The sequence below is a fragment of the Ruegeria sp. CE8 genome, from assembly GCF_056537465.1.
In genome coordinates this window covers 61,320-80,007 of record NZ_JBQFRP010000008.1, presented here as the reverse complement: position 1 = coordinate 80,007, position 18,688 = coordinate 61,320, and the positions used below count along the sequence as shown (strand labels likewise).

Genomic DNA, 18,688 nt, shown 5'->3' with positions numbered 1-18,688 from the left:
AGAGAGTTTATAGATATTTGAGCCAGTTTCCACAGGCCAGAACTCGTCATTTGATCGCAGGCATTAAGACTGAGCTAGCCAAGGGCCTCAGTCGCCCTTGGGGTCACAGTGGATGTTCTTGCTTCAGCGCAATTCCGAGATGGACTTTTGCAGTGCAACGATCAGGGCATCGCGTTGTTGCGAGAGTTCGGCGGGCGGCCGCCCCTGTGCTTCGGCCTCAACGCCTTCGACCAGTTGCCGGGTGACGTCGTCCGACAAATAGACATCGCCCAGATCTTCCCACCAGCCGTTAAACGTTTGTGAAAAATGATCGCAAAAGGCTTGCAGCCCGCCCTCTCCGGCACCGAGATTGAACAACATGGTCGGACCCATCGCGGCCCATCTGAGCCCGGGACCTGCCCAGACCGCCTTGTCGACATCTTCGACAGTCGCGACACCAGATGTGACCAGATGAATGGCCTCTCGCCAGATTGCAGCCTGCAGGCGGTTCGCGACGTGCCCGGGCACCTCTTTGTTGACGCGAATCGTGGTCTTGCCCAGGCTTTCATAAAAGCCCTGCGCCGCCTCAACCACGCCATCGGCTGTCTTTTCGTTTCCCAGAACTTCGACAAGCGGGATCAGATGCGGCGGATTGAACGGGTGTCCCAGAACAAAGCGCGCAGGATCCTTCCAGCCCGGCTGCATCTGGCCAAGGGTTAAACCGGAGGCCGAGCTTGCGACGATGGCGTCCGGCGCGAGTGCAGGTTCGATTTCAGCAAAGGTCGCATGTTTGATTTCCAGCCGTTCCGGCACGTTCTCTTGCACAAACGCGGCGTCGGCCACGGCGCTGGCGGCGTCTCGGTGGAAGGTGATCGCATCCGGGTTTCCGTGTTCCGCAAGCCCCAGTTCCGCCAGCGCTGGCCACGCGGTTTCAATATATGCGCGCACCTTGTTTTCAACTTCAGGATCAGGGTCAAACATTGCGACCGAACGCCCCGAAGCAAGAAACAACGCGGACCAGCTGGCACCGATAACACCGCCACCCAAACAAGCTGTGTGTCGCCTGTCCATTAAAACAATCCTGGATTAAGGGGTGAAGCTGCGGTCATGCCACCGTCCACCGTGAACAACTGGCCGGTTGCGAACGCGGCCTCATCCGAAGCCAGCCAGACCGCCATGCTGGCAATGTCCTCCGGCCGGCCAAAACGGCGCATGGCATGTCGAGCCAAGGCATCCTGACGAGCCTTCACGGGGTCCGAGGCGAGATCAAACCCTGCATCCAGCATCCCCGTTTCAATCCAGCCCGGGCAAATCGCGTTGCACCGGATACCCGGGCCGTGATCTACCGCTATCGACCGGGTCAGCCCATGCACAAAGGCCTTCGACGCGTTGTAGAGCGCCATAGAAGGGTCTGCGACGCGCCCCGAAATTGAGCCGATATTGATGATCGAACTTCCCTCGGGCATGCGCGGAATGTAGGCGCGACAGAGGTTGAAAACGCCACGACAATTGGTGCCGATCACGGCCTGCCAATCGGCGTCCGTGCTATCGGCTACGGTCTTTTCAACCTGAACGCCTGCGTTGTTGACAAGGATGTCCGTTCCGCCCGTCGTATCGGCCAGTTCTTCCACTGCCGCAGCATCGGTGACATCCAGCGGATACCAGATAATGTCATCCGTCAGACCGTCCGGTCTGGGCCCGCGGCCACAGGTCGTAACCGCCGCGCCTTCTCGCCGAAACGCCTCGACAATTCCACGCCCAATGCCTTGCCGGCCACCGGTGATCAGTGCTCTTTTCCCAGCCAACCGCATCAGTGGGCCACCATCACATGGCGCACCGAGGTGTAGGCATCCAGCGCGTAGACCGACATATCGCAACCGGTGCCCGAGCCCTTCATAGCCGCCCACGGCATTTCGGCGGCGGGCATACCGTGGGTGTTGACCCAGGTCATTCCGTAACGCAGCTGCGCGGTCATTTTCATCGCCATCGAGACATCTTTCGTCCAAACCGATGACGCCAACCCATACCGCCCTGCATTGGCGGTTCGAAGGGCATCTTCGGCGTCGTTGAAACGCGACAGGGTAACAACGGGCCCAAACACCTCGCTGCAGGCAATTTCGGCATCGTTGTCCACGTTGGCGACCACCGTTGGTTGATAGAAGAACCCGGCACCATCACCAGTTATACCGCCCACTGCAATTTCGGCGCTGCTTCGGGCGCGTTCGACGAAGCCCGAAACGCGCTCTCTTTGGACCGCCGAGACGATAGGGCCCATTTCGGTGCCGCCTGCCTTGGGCGCCCCAATCTGTATTTGGCTGACCTGATCCGCAACCGCGGCAACAACCTTATCGTACACACTGTCCTGAACCATCACGCGGCACGGCTGCGCACAATCCTGACCGGCATTGAAGAACGACCCATAGCGGATCGTTTCAGCCACAGCCTCAATATCGGCATCGTCAAACACGATGACCGGTGCCTTACCCCCAAGCTCCAGATGCACATGGCGGATCTGGTTCGAAGCCGCGCGCATCGCCGCCATGCCAGTGGCCGGAGAGCCGGTGATTGAAATCCCTTCGATCCTTGGATCGTTGATCAGGCTGTCTCCGATCGAAGCCCCTCTTCCATGGATCACGTTCAGAACGCCCTTGGGCAGGACATCCGCAAGCAGTTCGGCCAGCCGCAGCGTAGCCAGCGGCGTGATCTCAGAAGGTTTCAGTACAATGGTGCATCCTGCGGCCAATGGGGCCGCGATCTTCCAGGCTGCCATCATCAAGGGATAGTTCCAGGGCGCAATAGAAGCGACCGGGCCGATCGGATCCTTGCGGATCATCGACGTGTGGCCGGCCACGAATTCGCCAGCAGCAGATCCAGCCATCGTGCGCGCCGCCCCGGCCATAAACCTAAACGTGTCAATGGTCAGTGGCATTTCCTCGTCGCGGGCCATTGGCCACGGCTTGCCAACGTCCAGAGTTTCCAGTTCCGCCAGTTCTTCAATGTTGTCTTCAATCACCTCGGCAATCGCCAAAAGATGACCTGCGCGTTCAGCCCGTGTTGTGAGGCGATACGTCTCGAAGGCTTCCTCGGCTGCGCGGGTCGCGGCTTCGATCTGATCCACGGATGCTTCGGGAACTTGGGCAACTTCCTCACCGGTCGCGGGGTTCAGCACCGGCAATGCGTCACCGCCTCCTTCGACCAACTCGCCGTTAATCAACATCTTCGTCTGCATGCATACCCCCGTCAGAATGCGGTCTGGTCGTTACCTTTGAGGTCCAGCCGTTGCCGGGCCTCGTCAGGTGTCGCGACCGTCAGGCCAAGGTTTTCGATGATTGAACGGATTTTGCGGACCTGATCCGCATTCGATTTCGCCTTTTCGCCCGGTCCAATGTACAGGCTGTCTTCCAACCCCACCCGCACGTTACCGCCAAGAATTGCGGCTTGTGTTGTGAAAGCCATCTGGTGACGACCCGCCGCCAGAACCGACCATTCGTAGCTGCCGCCAAACAGTTTCTCGGCGATTGTGTGCATATGCATCAGGTTGTCGGGGTCCGCGCCGACGCCGCCCAGGATCCCAAACACCATCTGGATGAAAAAGGGCGGTTTGACCCAGCCTTGATCGACCACCCAGGCCAGGTTGTAGAGATGGCCAAGATCGTAGCATTCAAATTCAAACTTGGTACCATGCCCTTCACCTAGCTCTTTCATAGCATATTCGATATCGGCGAAGGTATTGCGGAAGATGAAGTCCCGGGTCATGCCTAGAAACTCGGGCTCCCACTCGTGCTTCCAGTCCGAGTATTTCTGCATCATCGGGAAGATGCCGAAATTCATCGACCCCATGTTCATACTGGCCATTTCCGGGCTGGCTCGCAGCGCAGCGCGCAGTCGGTCTTCTCGCGTCATGCCAAGCCCGCCGCCTGTCGAGACATTCATGACCGCACCGGTTGCCTGCTTGATGCGCGGAAGGAACTGCATGAACAATTCCGGGTCGGCATCGGGTCGGCCATTCTCCGGGTTGCGGGCGTGCAAGTGGATGATTGAGGCCCCGGCCTCTACTGCACCAATGCTGGCCTCGGTGATTTCGTTCGGCGTGATTGGCAGATGCTCGGACATTGTTGGAGTGTGAATACCACCGGTCGGAGCGCAAGTAATGATGACAGGCTTGCTCATGCAATTGCGCCCCACGCGCCGCGGGCGTCCTGATCGACGATCTCGATAACATCGCCCGGTCTAGCCACGGTGATATGAGAGAAATTACTATCAGCCGTTGCGCCGTGCCAGTGTGGGTGCCCGGCAGGGATGGTTACAACGTCTCCGGGTTCCATGATCTGTTCGCCATTCTCGTCGGCAATGATGCCCCGCCCTACCGTCGCTATCAGGATCTGATCGACTTTGTGGATGTGCACGCGGTTGCGCTCTCCTACGCCGAAGTTGACGATGTAGAGCTCGACATCTTTGGTTTCCGGCAGGCCCACCAGCGGAGCAAGAGTAATGTTATCGCCCAAAAACAGGTCACCGATCGCTGGCTTGGTGTTGGTTTGGGTCGGTTTTATTACCTTCATAGCTTCATCTGCTGAACTTGCGCGCTCAGCCCTCCGTCAAGAACCCATAACTGGCCGCTGGCATATCGCGCCTCGTCCGAAGCCAGCCAGTTGACAAGATTGGCGATGTCCTCCGGCGTGCCGTAAGTGCGCATCGGGTGCACATCACGCACAGCCTGTTGCACTTGATCGATCGTTTTACCCCCTGCACCTGAACCGTCGCCGGTGAAAAAACTTTGCAGCATCGGCGTGTCGACGTAACCGGGGCAAATCGCATTGACCCTGATGCCTTCAGGGCCGTGGTCGCAGGCCATGGCCTTGGTCAAAGCGTGCACCGCGCCCTTGGTTGCGCAATAGGCGGCCAGACCGGGGTCGGCGATGAAACCATCATAGCTGCCGAAGTTGATGATCGAGGCCGATGTGCCGGACGCAGCAGCCTTGCGCATAAGCGGCAGAGCATGTTTCGAGGTCAGGAACGTCCCGGTGACATTGACCGCAAAGGACAGGTTCCATTCCTCCAGTGACGTCTCTTCGATGGTTTTTTCGATTTCGATCCCGGCGGCATTTACCAGGATGTCGAGCTGACCCGTTTCCGCCCCTACCTGTTCCATCGCCGCGACGGCATCCGCTTCCTGCGTGACGTCGAGTTGCAGGAAAATGCTGCCATCGTCGTCATGGGCTGCCAAGGACCCCTCGGGCGTCAGGTCCGCAGCATAGACCCGCGCGCCTTCGCGCAGGAAACGCGCCACGATGGCGCGTCCGATCCCACCGCGACCACCTGTAACCAGCGCTGTTTTGCCTTCCAGCATCATTCGTTGTTCTCCTTCAACGGCGGATAGCGATAACGTGAGGCCGCAACCGTCCAGTCCATGTGATTGCGGACGTATTCCTGCGATGCGTCGCGCGGCGGGTTATAATCCCATGCCTCACCAGCGCCTGCTTCCATCGCGGCATGCAACGCGCGACGGGATTTCTGCGTTGCGATCACGTCGGCGCGGAGCTTTTCGCTGTCCCAACGCTGCGCGACTTCGGCAGCAAATGCAGCGGCCTGATCCGCATAAGCCGGATCGTTTGCGAGATTGTTTTTTTCCAGCGGATCGGCGGCCAGATCGTACAGTTGCGGCGGATCGGGATCACAATGGATGTATTTTAACGGCCCGCGTCGGATCATGAACACCGGATAAGGCGTCATCTCGGCGCAGTATTCGCCGATGGCTTCGTCCGCAGGGTCATGCTCTCCACGCGCCAGTGGCATCAGGGAACGGCCGTCGACCGGCTCGCCATACAAACCAGCCCTGCCGTCGGCGATTTCAACAAAAGTCGGCAACAGATCGAGCAGCGAACAGGCATTGGAAACATTGCCGTGAACAACACCCGGACCTGCCATGATCAAAGGCACGCGGGCAGAGTGTTCGAAGAAGTTCATCTTGTACCAAAGACCCCGCTCGCCCAGCATGTCGCCGTGGTCTGCAGTGATAACGAAGATAGTGTTGTCCAGCTCTCCGATATCTTCCAACGCCCTGACCATCGCGCCGACCTTGCTGTCGAAATAGCTGACATTGGCCAAATAGGCGCGGCGCGCGCGCAGGACCTCTTCATCCGTCAAGGGTACATAGCTCGCCTCGATCCCGTCCATCACCCGACGCGAGAACGGATCTTGTTCCTCGGGCGCCAAAGTAAACTCCGGCATTGGGATGTCCGCGTCCGAATAGAGGTTCCACCACTCCGGCTTGGCCACGTAGGGATCATGAGGATGAATGAAACTGGCCACCAGACAGAAGGGCGCGTCGTCCCCGCCGGCCCGGTCACGTCCACGGTCGATTAGCCATCGACGGGCGGCGAACTCGACTTCGTCGTCGTAATCAGTTTGGAAGGTCGCGACAGCCTCTCCGCTTTCCTTTACCGTCTGCATGTTGTGATACCACTTGTCGATCCGCTCATCCGGGGCCTCCCAGTCCGGAGTCCATGCGAAATCGGCAGGGTAGATGTCGGTGGTCACGCGATCCTGAAAACCGTGCTTCTGATCCGGACCGACAAAATGCATCTTGCCCGACAGGCATGTTCTGTAGCCCAGCGCCTTGAGGTAATGCGCGAAAGTCGGGATCGAGGCCCGGAACTCGCTTGCGTTGTCATAGGCGGCAATCCGGCTGATCAGTTGTCCGGACATGAAGGCAAAGCGCGACGGAGCGCAGAGCGGCGAGTTGCAATAAGCCGCATCAAATCGCATCCCGCGTGCCGCCAACGCATCAATGTTCGGCGTCTGCACCGTAGGGTGGCCATAGGCACCACAGAAATGTGGTGCAAGCTGGTCGGCCATGACCACGACGATGTTGGGCCGTGTCACGGAGCAGCCTTTGCGTAAGCGTCCAAAACCAACCCGTGGAAGTGATGCACCGCATGTTCGGATTTTCCCGAGCCGTTCGGATCATGCACAATCCGGCCTTGGGTAAATGCGGGCGTGCTCATCCCGCGTTGCACACTTTCGACGATATCGATGTCCTCACGTTGCAGGACCTCGTCGAGATAGCGAATGGCCTCTAGCTCGGCCTCATCCGGTTCCGGGGTTTCAAGAAAGAAGTCGTAGGTTTCCAGCGTCCGGTCCGGGCCAATCGGGATGATGTTCAGGACGATCATCGAGGATCGGCCGGGATAGCGCATCAGACATGTCGTCGGCCACAACCACCAGACCGCATGGGTGCGCACGGTCGCGTTCGAGACATCGTAGGCAGTGTTAGCACTTTTTCCGGCCTCGGCCATATGGCTGGAATAGATGCCGTAAGTGGTCACCTTGTAGGTGTCCATGTCGACCAGATCGCAGAAGTCCTTATGCGCAGTCGGACAATGATAGCATTCTAGGAAGTTATCGACGACATTCTTCCAATTCGATTTGATGTCATACGTCAAACGATGACCGAAAGTCAGCTGCTCGATATCCGGCGCCCAGTGACGTATTTCGGTTTCCAGGTTGCCGGAAACGTCACGTAGTTGGGCCGCCAAAGGGTCGAGATTTACGTAGATGAATCCTGCAAACTCCTCGACCTGCACCTGATCGAGGCAGATGTCCTTGGTGTTGAAGCCGGTGAGGTTTTCGGTCTCCGGTGCGCGCACCAATTGCCCGTCCAGTTTATAAACCCAGGCATGATAGGGGCACATGATGCGCGTTGTTTCACCCTCACCCGAAAGCAGGTGGTGCGCGCGATGTTTGCAGACATTGTAAAATGCGCGCAGCATGCCCTCACGGTCGCGAACAATGGCGATTGGGCGGCCTGCAATGTCGATGGTTACATAAGAACCGGGCGTCCGAAGTTTCTCAACGTGACACACCCATTGCCATGTCTTGGCCAATATCTCATTCTGATCAACCTGATACCACGCGGGGTCAACATAGGCTTCGGCTTTCAGAGAATTCGTATTGAAAGGGTCCGGGCTGAAACCATCGGATATCCGTTCGAATTGTTCTTTGGACGGCAGCTCGCTCATCGGAAACTCCACAATTCGGGGTCAGGCAACGACCCGCTGGCTGGCTAATGGAGGGTATGATCTGCCGAAAATGGCCCCACGTCATAACTTTTTCCGCCGCCAGTTGGACTTTTTTCGCCAATCGGCAAAAGCGAAACTTCAACCTGCGGGTTTCCTGTGCATCGGCCATGCCCGAAACTCAAACGGTACACGGCCTTCAACGCGGTCGCGACTTGGCGGCAATCCAAACCGTTCTCTATACGCCCGGCTGAAATGCACTTGACTGGCAAAACCAGACGCCATTGCAACTTCGGCAATCGGCAACTCGGTCTGCGTTACCAGGCCACGCGCCCGATCCAAACGGATATCCCGGTAGTAAAGCGCGGGAGTTTTCTTGATGTAAGTTGCAAAGAGGCGATCCAGTTGGCGATGCGATATTCCGGCTTTTCTGCAGATCTCCGGCACCGGCACCGGGTCTTCCAGATTGGCTTCCATCACTTGAATGGCCACCCGTAGCTTGGCGGGAACCGTCGCGCCCAATGGCTCGCTCCCTTCCGGCTGTTGCATGTCGGACGGTCCTCTGAGGTGATCGTGAAAGATGTATCGGGCTGCAGCGTTCGCTAGGGCGCTGCCATAGATTCCCTGCAAAACTTGCAATCCAAAATCTACAGAAGCGCTGCCGCCACAACATGTGATCCGGTTGCCATCCAGCACAAACAGATTCTCGACTACATCGACATCCGGGTAAAGCTCCTGAAAAGCGTCGATGTGTTCATAATGGACTGTCGCCCGCCGCCCGCTTAAAAGCCCGGCTTGCGCAAGGATGAACGCACCCGTATCCAGCGACCCCAGCGTTGAACCGGCGCGCGCCCAGTGTCGCAGGGCATTGCCCGTCTTCGCTGTCAGGTGTTTTTCAGGCGTCCAGCTCGTGGAAACGACGACAATGTCCGCCGCAGCAGCGGCAACTTCACCAAGCGCAACTGTGTTAATCTCCGCGCCGTTACTGGCGACGCAACAACCGCCTGTCTCGGACACGAAGTTCCACGAGAAATAGGGGCGGCCATCCAGATAGTTGGCGGCACGAAACGGATCGATGAACCCCATTGTCGCGGCCAGATTGAAACTTGGGGCAACCACCACCAAAACCCGAGTAACGGCCTCAGAGCTATTCACCATGTGGCTTCTACCTCATTTGCGCTACTTGAGCGTCAAGAAAATAGATTTTACAATCATCGCCAAGTCAGATGCCAAACAATGGACCACGACTGAGTCTTTATCAACAAGCGGTACGAGCGGACGTTTGCCTGCTGCGAAGCGAACGGGATGGCGATGGCTATTGTCAATCGACGAGTAGATTGTCGTCAAAATTCCGCCCTCCCAATATCTCTTTATTGTTGTTGGGAAAAACGGGCTGAATCCATTATCCATTGCTTCGGTAGGCGGCTTATGGACAATCTGGTAGGATGTGCATTCCCACTCAAGGAACAAAAGTTTAGGATGCGCCGCGAAATAACACCATCCGAGCCAAAAGCGGCAAAAACGAGAGTCTTCGTTCGTGAAAATTGACAATCGCATGGCCACACAGCCACGACATGAAATGCAAACTGCGCGAAATCAGGGTATTACATTCCTGGCGTTGGCGTTTCTGTTCAGCATCTTCGTCAACTTGCTAATGCTGACCGGGCCTTTGTTCATGTTGCAGGTCTATGACCGCGTACTCGGGTCCCGCGCGGTTGAAACCCTGGCGGCGCTGTTCTTGCTGGTTGCGCTGTTGTACGGTCTGATGGCGATGCTCGATTTTGCGCGAGGTCGGATCGTGGCGCGTTTTGGTGCCCGGTTTCAGTCTCAATTGGATGAGCGCGTGTTTGACGCAACCTTGCGGCGATCGCTGCATCCGCGTGCCCGTGCTGCGCCGGCAACGGCGTTGCGCGATCTGGAGTCTATTCAAAAGCTGTGTTCTTCACCAGTTCTTCTGGCCGTTATGGACATCCCATGGACGCCGATTTTTGTGGCTGCGATCTTTCTGTTCCACCCTCTTTTGGGCTGGCTGGCCGTAGGTGGCGGCTCTCTATTGATCATCATTGCCCTGCTGAATCAGGCGCTTACCCGACGCAAAGTCGCCATGGCGCAATCCGCTTCCGCCAAGGCCAATATTTTCTCCGAGCATGCAAGACAGGCGGCCGAAGTTGTGCGCTCGCAAGGCATGCAAGAGGACATCACCCGGCGGTGGCAACGGCAGCGTATAAATGCCCTGCAACAGACGATTGCGGCCAGCGACTGGACCGGTAGCTTTTCGTCCGTCACCAAATCGCTGCGTTTGTTCTTGCAATCCGCCATGTTGGCGCTTGGGGCATTGTTGGTTCTACGCAATGAACTGACGCCCGGGGCAATGATCGCAGGATCAATCCTGTTGGGTCGCGCATTGGCACCCGTCGAACAGGTGGTAGGTCAATGGGCGATTGTCGAGCAGGCTCGAACCGCATGGAAGTCTCTGAACCAGTTTCTGGAAGGAACCCCCCCAGAGGCCCCGCGTACCAAGCTGCCTGTGCCAGAAGGACGGCTGACAGCAAAAAGACTGACCGTCATTCCACCCGGTGCGGACACCCCGACGTTGCGCAATGTGTCACTTAACCTCGAGCCAGGGCGGGCGCTTGGCGTGATCGGGAAAAGCGGGTCGGGCAAGTCAACGTTGGCCAAGGCTCTTTTGGGCATATGGCGGCCCGCGACCGGGGAAATCCGCTTGGGCGGCGCGACGCTGGATCAGTATGATCCGACCGATCTGGGTCAGCACATTGGATACCTGCCGCAGGAAGTCACGTTGTTCAACGGCACGGTTACTGAAAACATCGCACGTATGTCTGAAAGCCCGGACCCTGACGCCGTTGTCGAAGCGGCCAAGAAAGCCAATGCGCATGAGCTGATTCTGACCTTGGAAAAGGGGTACGACACCGTTTTGGAGGGCAATGACAGTCAACTGTCTGGCGGGCAGAAACAACGGATCGCCCTGTCGCGCGCCTTGTACGGGGATCCGGTTCTGTTGATTTTGGATGAACCGAACTCGGCCCTAGATGCCGATGGAACCGAGGCTTTGAACGCGGCCATCCGCGAGCTCAAAGCCGCTGGAAAGTCGGCGATTATCATGACGCACCGGCCTCAGGCGATTTCGGAATGTGATGATCTTGTGGTCGTCGAACGCGGGCAAGTGGTGAAAGCCGGCCAGCGGGATGAAGTTTTAGGCGCAGTTGTTCAGAACGCCGGATCGATAAAGCGTAACCTCAGCAAAGCGAGTAACTGATGCAGGGCACAGCGGCAAAAAATGCTACCCCGGTGTGGCGCATTACGATCCCGGCTCTGGTGGGATTTACCGCTTTGGGCATCCTTGTCGGCGGATTGGGCCTTTGGGCTGTGAAAACACGGTTGGCAGGCGCGATCATATCTCAGGGGATCATCGAGGTTGAAAGCAATCGGCAGGTGATCCAACACCCCGATGGCGGCGTTGTCGGCGAGATTTTTGTACGCGACGGCGATGCCGTCGCCGCCGGCGATTTTCTTCTGCGTCTGGACGATACTTTTCTGTCGTCTGAGAAAACTATTGTCGAAGCTCAACTTTTCGAACTGCTGGCCCGTCGGGCCCGTTTGGAGGCCGAGCGCGATGGCGCCGACGCCGATGCATTGGCCGCCCGTTTGGCCGAGATTCAACAGGCGGAGCGCATCGATTCCGACCTGATCGCTGGTCAGCAACGCCTTTTCGAGGCGCGACTGAATACGCTGACCCAGAAAACCGAGCAATTGAGCAAACAAACCGTCCAAATTGAAAGCGAAATTGAAGGCACCGAAGCACAGTTGGTTTCACTGCGCCGTCAGGTCGAATTGATACAGGAGGAGCTGGATGATCAGGAAAGTCTGCTCCAGCGTGGCCTCACCCAGGCCAGCCGAGTTTCGGCACTGCTGCGCGAAGAGGCCAGCCTGACCGGTGATATCGGTCGGTTGGAGGCTGCGGTGGCACGGCTGAAAGGTCAGATTTCCGCGACCGAGATTTCGATTGTTGAACTGGAGGCGACGCGGCGGGAAGAAGCCATCTCGACCCTGCGCGACATTCAATCCCAAATTTCTGAGCTTGCCGAGCGCCGCCTGTCACTGGACACACGCCTGTCGCGGCTGGACATTCGCGCCCCGGTGTCCGGAACGGTCTATGACAGCCAGGTCTTTGCGCTGCAATCGGTGGTCCAACCGGCAGAGCCAATGATGTATCTGGTGCCGCAGGATACTCCGTTGCTGGTTGCAGCCCGCGTTGACGCGATTCACGTTGATCAGCTGCACGTCGGCCAGTCCGTTCTGTTGCGATTTCCCGCCTTCAACCAGCGCGAAACCCCTGAAATCGAAGGGCAGGTTATCACGGTTTCAGCGGACACCTTCACGGACGACAAAACGGGCCAAACGTTTTACCGCGCCGAAGTTGTTCCCGATGACGGACAGGTCGAACGGCTGAAAGGGCAGGAACTGCTGCCCGGCATGCCAGTGGAGACGCTGATCAAGACAGATGAACGTACGCCTTTGTCCTATCTCGTCAAACCGCTGGCAGACTACTTCAACCGGGCGTTCCGCGAATGATCGCCCGGTTCCCTCAGGGGGCTTCAACGTTTCCCAGCAGGATTGACGTCATGTCGGTCACGATCATCCCATCCACCGCCACGACTTCGACGCCGGTTTCATAAGAAACGTTGTGGCGCGTGATGCCCGATAGGTCCGCGTCATCGTCAAGAAAGACCCATTCCGGCCGCTTTGTTGTAGGCAGGCCGACCGCCACCCGTAGAATCTCCAATGCGTCCAGCGCATTCACTGAACCATCGCGGTTGAAGTCGGCCGCAATCAGGTTCTCGGGCGAGGCGAGTCCGAAAGTCGGGTCCAACCCGACCGAAATCCGCAAGACCTGCAGGGCGTCCAGCGCGTTGATCTCCTTGCTCGCCGTTGAATAGGTTTTGATTACGTCAAACTCACCCTCAAATGCACCCGACGGCAAGTTCAAATCAAACCGCCCATCGCTGTTAGCACGAACACTCACGGTGCCACCACCATTGGGAGCGAACCTGATTTCGGCGTCGCTGAGGCTGGGGTTCGAAGACCCGGAATTGATCGAAACGTTCCCCAGCACGCCATCGGAACTACCCGGATCGAGTCCTCCGAAATCCCCAAAGTCTACAGGAATATGATCCGGGCCGCCGAAACCTGCCCCAAACACCTGCGCACTGGTCAACGGTCCGCCGGACGCCGAAATCAAGTTGATCGTCTCATTGTGGTATTCGATGCGCGCGCCCTGCATCGTTGTCGTGAATGTGAGCTGTTCCGGGGTTCTCATCAACGGGTAGTCGAACAGGTCCAATCGGTCGACACCGGCCTGAAAATCCGTGATCGTGGTGAGGTCCGTGCGGTACTGCATAACAAAGATGTCCGCACCCGCCCCACCTGTCATAGTCGTGGCGCCGGTGCCTGCAATCAATATGTCATCCCCGGCCCCGCCCACGAGAGACGTCGGAAGGATATTGCCGCTCAGCATATCGTGCCCAGAAGTGCCATTTACCTCCCCGAACCCACTGCGCGTGACGCCTAGGTCTGCCACATTTAACGTAAGCTGTGTCAGGCCCGCATCTTGCTGCGAAGCGACCAGAATCTGCAATTCACCCCCGATATGCGCGACGCTGAAGGTCTCGACGTTTTGCAGCCCGCTGTGAATGGTATCGGCAAAGCTGTCCAGATACACCAATTGACCGGCAGGTGTCATAGTGAACAAGGTGATACCGTCATCGCCACCACCGGCCACCACGAAAACGCGCCCATCGACTTCGATCACCGAAAGGTCCTGAACCGACTCAAACCGGGTGTGCAGGGAATCCAAGACGTGATCGGTCGGGATCAGACGGCCATCGCCGGCCAGTTCCATGACACTGAGCGAGTTACTCTGGGCGCCAGCAACCACAACCCATGACCTTCCATAGGCTTGTACAACTTCGACCGCTGTCGGTGTTGCGATCCCCAGAGTCGCCAGAGATTCGGTGTTGTCCACCGCACTAATAGCGCCAGAATCCCCGTCGACGCGATAAGTCGAGACGGTGTTGTCGGCCGCATCCGCAGCAATCACAAAATTATCCGCGCCGATCCGAACTGCCTGCAACGAATCGACCCGCGCGGTGATTGAGCCCGAAGCGGTCAGCGTGCCGTCTCCATTAACGGCATAAGTGCCGATTTGCCCGGTGTCTTCATGCGCCATCATCAGCAGATCACGAGACCCGGTCGAAAGCTGAACCAATGCGGAAATGTCTCCGCCGCCATTCAGCGATCCTGTTTCACGTAGGGCACCGACGGTTCCATCAGGGTTCAGCTCATAACCGACAAGGCCTGTTGCAGTGTCGATATCCAAGACAAGCTGATCCCCACCGCCCAGCGAAACAGGTTCTCCGCTAGGTCCGACCTGAAACGTGATCGTACCGCTGAAATACTCTGTATCCATCATCTGAGGGACCGCACCATCGACCAGTTTCCAGACGGCGATACCGCCTCCTGGGCCGGTCAAACTGTACAGATACGTAACGCCGTTAAGCGTTTTTAAAGCCGTATCACGGATACCTGAATCGAGCGCTGCGCTCCCCGTCGCAATCACTCCTTCGAACTGAAGCATCATACCAAATCACCCAACGCCAAAACTTGGCAACGACTGCAGGATGATCTGATGCTCGGCCCGAAACCAAAGCGGAAATGTGGTGAAAACGAGGAGTTCGGTTTCAGTTTAACACAATTTTTCCTGGTTAGGGCGCATGAGTCACGGAAGGGAAAGACAGATGAACGGAACCCGGCCCACCCGGCCAAACGTGGACACCACATGTGAGGGTAAGATGACCAAAGAACATGAACCCAAGAACAAAACTGCGGAGCCCGGATCAGGCACCGGTCGCAAGGAACAAATTCGCCGGTGGATTGATGGCAAAATGCGCCGCTGGGCCGGGCGCGGGATCGTCGGGGGGCTGAGTTCGACGCTCATGGCCCTGCCTGCGTTGGCCCAAGCAACGATAGAAGAGCTGTACGCATATCAGTTTGCAGAGACGATCCCCGGCGTCCGATCGGTCAAGCTCCTGAAGAACGGTGACGTTCTGATCAAAATGGCCAATGGCAGCACCATGGTCGTGGCCTCTGAGAACGTTCAGGTTCTGGACAGCGGCGCTATCATGATCGCCGAAAACATCGTGGCAGAGATTGCTCAATTCAGCGTGGCCGAAGCCGGAGGTGCAGCTGCGGCCGGTGGTGGCATCAGCGGGGTCGGTGCCGCATTGGGCGGACTAGGTCTGGCCGGTGCAGCCGCTGCGGGCGCGGGTGGAGGCGGCGATGACGCTGAGCCGGTACAGCCAACGCCGACCTACCCGTTCCTTAACCTCGCGCAAGCGCAAGCCAGCGCGCTGAGTAGCACGGGTACGAACATCGCCATTCCGGAAGGAACCGAGACGGTAGAAGTCACCATAGGCTCGCTTGTTAAAACGGTGCTCTTGAATTCGGATGGCGGCTGGAGCATTTCCCTGACGCCTGCCGAAGCTGCAGGGCTGCCACAGGGTGTTCAAAATGTGACCGTTCGGCACCTTAGTGGCGACGGCCAAGAATTGTCGGTCGAAACCACCACTTACAACGTCGACACGATACCTCCTACCCTGACAATTTCCGGTCTCTCTGACGGTTCGGTCATGAACGCTGCGGAAAAGGCGACGGACCTTACTGTCTCCGGTACGACAAACGCCGAAAACGGGCAGACCGTTACTGTCACACTGAACGGGCAAACCTACACAGGTACGGTTGCCGATGGGCAATGGACCATTACAGTTCCTGCCGCCGATCTTGCAAATCTACCAGATGCGGCGGCGGTCAACGTGACCGCAGATGTCACTGATCAGGCAGGAAACCCGGCGGCACAGGCAAGCGATAGCTTTGACACCGACTTTACAGCTCCCACGATAACGCTGAACCAGATTTCCGACGGGTCCATCGAGCTGGTCGACGTTCAGAGTGACATGGTGCTGAGCGGGTCGACAACGGCCGCGGATGGCCAGACCGTGACAGTGGAGTTTGCCGGACATACCTATACGGGAGCTGCATCCGACGGGAATTGGAGCGTAACGGTTCCTGCTGCTGATCTAGCGAGTTTGCCTTCGGGAACTCCGGCTTCTGTGCGTGTTGTTGTCAGTGATGCTGCAGGAAATACATCGGTTCCGGCAACCGCATCGGTTCCCGTGGATCTGGCCGGGCCGTCAATCGCCATTTCTCCGCTTTCTGTCGGTGCCGTCCTGAACGGGGTCGAAGTCGGGTCGGACCTGATGGTCTCGGGCATTACCGGGAACGTTGAGGACGGCCAGCAGGTTACGGTCACGCTGGACGGTGAAAGCTACACAGGCGTGGTGTCTGGCAACAGCTGGTCTGTCACAATCCCGGCTGCGGATCTTGCGGTTTTGGCAGACGGCGGCGCGTTTATTATCACGGCAGATGTATCGGATTCAGACGGTCTCGCGGCGAACCAGGTCAGTGTGCCCGTATCCAAGGACGTGACCGCTCCTACCCTCACCATCGACAGCTTTTCGGACGGGGCTGTCATGAATGCAGCCGAACAAGGCACGGACCTGACGATCAATGGATCGACAAATGCGGAAGATGGGCAAACTGTGACTGTTTCCCTGAATGGCCAAAACTATACCGGCACGGCCTCTGGCGGGACCTGGAGTACCACCGTTCCCGCATCAGATTTGGCGGCATTGACAGACGGCGCGACGATTGTGGTCACAGCAGATGTCGCGGACGCCGCTGGAAACCCAGCCGCTCAGGCAAGTGCAAGTTTTGACACCGATTTCTCAGCCCCAGCTATCGCCGTAACGGGTCTTTCCGATGGCGCCGCCATGAACGCGGCGGAACAAGGAACGGACCTGACTGTCTCGGGCACGTCTGACGCTCCGAATGGCACAACCATCACTGTTGAGCTTGTCAGGGCAGACGGTTCGGTGGTCCAGAGCAACACTACAGCCGTCAACGGCGGAACATGGACATTTGTTGCGCCAGCAGCCAGCCTCAGCAGCCTGCAGGACGGCGAAACTTACAACATAAACGCGTCGGTGTCTGACGCCGCCGGAAATAGCGCCAGCGCCAGCGCGGGGTTTAACACGGATTTCACTGCCCCTGCCCTGACTATAAACCCTCTGCACGTAGGATCAGTCCTGGACCTTGCAGAGCGGGGTAGCGATCTGACTATCTCTGGAACCACCACGGCAGAGGACGGACAGACCGTTACCGTCACCCTGGATGGCCAACCCTATACCGGTGTCGCCTCAGGTGGGGCCTGGACAGCTACAGTTCCCGCGTCGGATCTTGCCGGATTGGCGGATGGGACCAACTTTACTGTTTCGGCCGCGGTGGACGATTTGGCCGGAAACAGCGCCGCACCGACAACCACGACTCTCGCCACAGATTTCCGACCGCTTCTGAATTTGAACTCTGTAGGTACCAACAATGCTGTTTCGCTCAGCGATGCTCAGAGCTCCGGTGTGGTTGTTTCAGGAACATCAACCGGGCTGAACGCCGGCCAAACTGTAAACGTGACACTTAACAGTTCCACTGTCGGCACCACGACTGTAGCTGCGGACGGCACTTGGTCATTAACTGTTCCCTCTTCCGAGTTTTCCAGCATCAATGCCGGCGACGATCTGACCTTCGAGGCTCAGGCACCAGTCTCCGGTGGTCCGAATCCCTTGCCTGCCACCGATGAGGCCACTGCCCATACACCGGCGGCTTACGTCCTCACCCAGGCCAGCCGGGCCGGCTCGACAATCACATTCGAGGTTTTTGCAGACTCTGACCGAGACATATCCAGCGGGTTGGCTATGACGCTGGAGATGGGTTTTGATCCAACCGTTGTGACATTTGACAGCGGATCAGATATCGGCAACGGCGCTTTCGGGTATTATCTTTCAAATCCCGTCGGAAGCTCCATAGTCAATTTCGCCGGGATCTCGCCGACCTTTACAGACCTGAGTCAGCCATTGGTGACATTCACCATGACCGTTCAGGATCCCAGCAAACCTATTGAATTGACCATAACCACACCGGATGGCGGCCCCTCGACCATTATTCTTGGCACCGACGGAGACGACACGTTGGTCGCAACCGACGTAGACAATTTCATCCGCGGTCAAGATGGAAACGACGCCATCAATGTCTCGGACGCAGGCCGCGACGTTGTCGTATTCGAAGCGGATCCGGCGGCAAACGGTATCGATACGATTACGGGTTTCTCTCTGGGCGCTGCGTCAGACGTGGCCGACGCGTTGATGTTCAGCGGTCTCGATCTGACAAGTTTGCGAGGCAACGGCACAGGCGTGGAAACGCTGAACGCCGGCGGCTCGGTCGCCGCGAATACAGGCATCGTCGGATTGACCACAGTCTTGGCGGACCTGACTACGGGCACAATCGAAGCAGCCGTCGAAAGCCTGGCCGGAATTCAGGCGGGCGATGAGCTCTACGTGTTCGCGACAGACGGCGATGACAGTGTTCTGGTCAAGGTCGACTACTCAGCCCCGAGCTCGGCCGCCGTTCATACCGTAGCTCATTTCAACGGACTGAATGACCTGAGCGGGTTGAGTACGGACAACATCCTGCACACCGACCCAACAGGTGCGACGGCCTGATTG

Annotated in this window: 13 protein-coding genes; 3 read left to right on the top strand and 10 right to left on the bottom strand. The window is 57.8% G+C overall.

The features are described 5' to 3' along the window. Window positions 1-123 precede the first annotated feature (123 nt). From ACR0AA_RS14165 to ACR0AA_RS14125, 9 genes are all read right to left on the bottom strand, one after another. Window positions 124-1,050: a 3-hydroxyacyl-CoA dehydrogenase NAD-binding domain-containing protein gene (locus ACR0AA_RS14165; protein ID WP_480664782.1), complete on the bottom strand. Its 927-nt coding sequence runs from the start codon at window positions 1,048-1,050 to the stop codon at window positions 124-126. Continuing rightward, entirely contained in the window at window positions 1,050-1,790 is a 741-nt protein-coding gene (locus tag ACR0AA_RS14160; RefSeq protein ID WP_480664783.1) for an SDR family NAD(P)-dependent oxidoreductase, read from the bottom strand. Before ACR0AA_RS14160 ends, ACR0AA_RS14165 begins: the two co-directional genes overlap by 1 nt. Further along, complete coding sequence (locus ACR0AA_RS14155) at window positions 1,790-3,208, bottom strand: aminobutyraldehyde dehydrogenase (protein WP_480664784.1); 1,419 nt, start codon at window positions 3,206-3,208, stop codon at window positions 1,790-1,792. Before ACR0AA_RS14155 ends, ACR0AA_RS14160 begins: the two co-directional genes overlap by 1 nt. 11 nt (window positions 3,209-3,219) lie before the next feature. Continuing rightward, the gene (gene kce / locus ACR0AA_RS14150; RefSeq protein ID WP_480664785.1) at window positions 3,220-4,149 is read right to left on the bottom strand and encodes a 3,5-dioxohexanoate:acetyl-CoA acetone transferase; all 930 of its coding nucleotides are present in this window, start codon (window positions 4,147-4,149) and stop codon (window positions 3,220-3,222) included. Next, window positions 4,146-4,541, bottom strand: coding sequence for a cupin domain-containing protein (locus ACR0AA_RS14145; protein ID WP_480664786.1), 396 nt, complete (start codon window positions 4,539-4,541; stop codon window positions 4,146-4,148). The genes kce and ACR0AA_RS14145 overlap by 4 nt, the downstream gene beginning before the upstream one ends. After that, window positions 4,538-5,332, bottom strand: coding sequence for an SDR family NAD(P)-dependent oxidoreductase (locus tag ACR0AA_RS14140; RefSeq protein ID WP_480664787.1), 795 nt, complete (start codon window positions 5,330-5,332; stop codon window positions 4,538-4,540). Before ACR0AA_RS14140 ends, ACR0AA_RS14145 begins: the two co-directional genes overlap by 4 nt. After that, window positions 5,329-6,864, bottom strand: coding sequence for a choline-sulfatase (gene betC / locus ACR0AA_RS14135; RefSeq protein WP_480756284.1), 1,536 nt, complete (start codon window positions 6,862-6,864; stop codon window positions 5,329-5,331). Before betC ends, ACR0AA_RS14140 begins: the two co-directional genes overlap by 4 nt. Continuing rightward, complete coding sequence (locus ACR0AA_RS14130; RefSeq protein WP_480664789.1) at window positions 6,861-8,000, bottom strand: aromatic ring-hydroxylating oxygenase subunit alpha; 1,140 nt, start codon at window positions 7,998-8,000, stop codon at window positions 6,861-6,863. The genes betC and ACR0AA_RS14130 overlap by 4 nt, the downstream gene beginning before the upstream one ends. Before the next feature lie 138 nt (window positions 8,001-8,138). After that, entirely contained in the window at window positions 8,139-9,155 is a 1,017-nt protein-coding gene (locus ACR0AA_RS14125) for a GlxA family transcriptional regulator (RefSeq protein WP_480664790.1), read from the bottom strand. Between the two features lie 421 nt (window positions 9,156-9,576). Between ACR0AA_RS14125 and ACR0AA_RS14120 the strand changes: the two genes are divergently transcribed. Then, entirely contained in the window at window positions 9,577-11,274 is a 1,698-nt protein-coding gene (locus ACR0AA_RS14120) for a type I secretion system permease/ATPase (RefSeq protein ID WP_480756283.1), read from the top strand. Next, complete coding sequence (locus ACR0AA_RS14115) at window positions 11,274-12,590, top strand: HlyD family type I secretion periplasmic adaptor subunit (RefSeq protein WP_480664792.1); 1,317 nt, start codon at window positions 11,274-11,276, stop codon at window positions 12,588-12,590. Before ACR0AA_RS14120 ends, ACR0AA_RS14115 begins: the two co-directional genes overlap by 1 nt. A 13-nt stretch (window positions 12,591-12,603) precedes the next feature. Here the strand turns inward: ACR0AA_RS14115 and ACR0AA_RS14110 are convergent, their stop codons facing one another. Beyond that, complete coding sequence (locus tag ACR0AA_RS14110) at window positions 12,604-14,655, bottom strand: dockerin type I domain-containing protein (protein ID WP_480756282.1); 2,052 nt, start codon at window positions 14,653-14,655, stop codon at window positions 12,604-12,606. 157 nt (window positions 14,656-14,812) lie between these two features. On the opposite strand from ACR0AA_RS14110, the gene ACR0AA_RS14105 reads away from it, so the two are divergent. After that, window positions 14,813-18,685: an Ig-like domain-containing protein gene (locus ACR0AA_RS14105; protein ID WP_480756281.1), complete on the top strand. Its 3,873-nt coding sequence runs from the start codon at window positions 14,813-14,815 to the stop codon at window positions 18,683-18,685. The last annotated feature ends 3 nt before the right edge of the window (window positions 18,686-18,688 follow it).

Coding starts and splice junctions, on each gene's coding strand:
- ACR0AA_RS14115 (WP_480664792.1), top strand. CDS start 11,274: ATGCAGGGCACAGCGGCAAAAAATGCTACCCCGGTGTGGCGCATTACG.
- ACR0AA_RS14110 (WP_480756282.1), bottom strand. CDS start 14,655: ATGATGCTTCAGTTCGAAGGAGTGATTGCGACGGGGAGCGCAGCGCTC.
- ACR0AA_RS14125 (WP_480664790.1), bottom strand. CDS start 9,155: ATGGTGAATAGCTCTGAGGCCGTTACTCGGGTTTTGGTGGTGGTTGCC.
- ACR0AA_RS14145 (WP_480664786.1), bottom strand. CDS start 4,541: ATGAAGGTAATAAAACCGACCCAAACCAACACCAAGCCAGCGATCGGT.
- kce (WP_480664785.1), bottom strand. CDS start 4,149: ATGAGCAAGCCTGTCATCATTACTTGCGCTCCGACCGGTGGTATTCAC.
- ACR0AA_RS14160 (WP_480664783.1), bottom strand. CDS start 1,790: ATGCGGTTGGCTGGGAAAAGAGCACTGATCACCGGTGGCCGGCAAGGC.
- ACR0AA_RS14165 (WP_480664782.1), bottom strand. CDS start 1,050: ATGGACAGGCGACACACAGCTTGTTTGGGTGGCGGTGTTATCGGTGCC.
- ACR0AA_RS14105 (WP_480756281.1), top strand. CDS start 14,813: ATGAACGGAACCCGGCCCACCCGGCCAAACGTGGACACCACATGTGAG.
- ACR0AA_RS14155 (WP_480664784.1), bottom strand. CDS start 3,208: ATGCAGACGAAGATGTTGATTAACGGCGAGTTGGTCGAAGGAGGCGGT.
- ACR0AA_RS14130 (WP_480664789.1), bottom strand. CDS start 8,000: ATGAGCGAGCTGCCGTCCAAAGAACAATTCGAACGGATATCCGATGGT.
- ACR0AA_RS14140 (WP_480664787.1), bottom strand. CDS start 5,332: ATGATGCTGGAAGGCAAAACAGCGCTGGTTACAGGTGGTCGCGGTGGG.
- ACR0AA_RS14120 (WP_480756283.1), top strand. CDS start 9,577: ATGCAAACTGCGCGAAATCAGGGTATTACATTCCTGGCGTTGGCGTTT.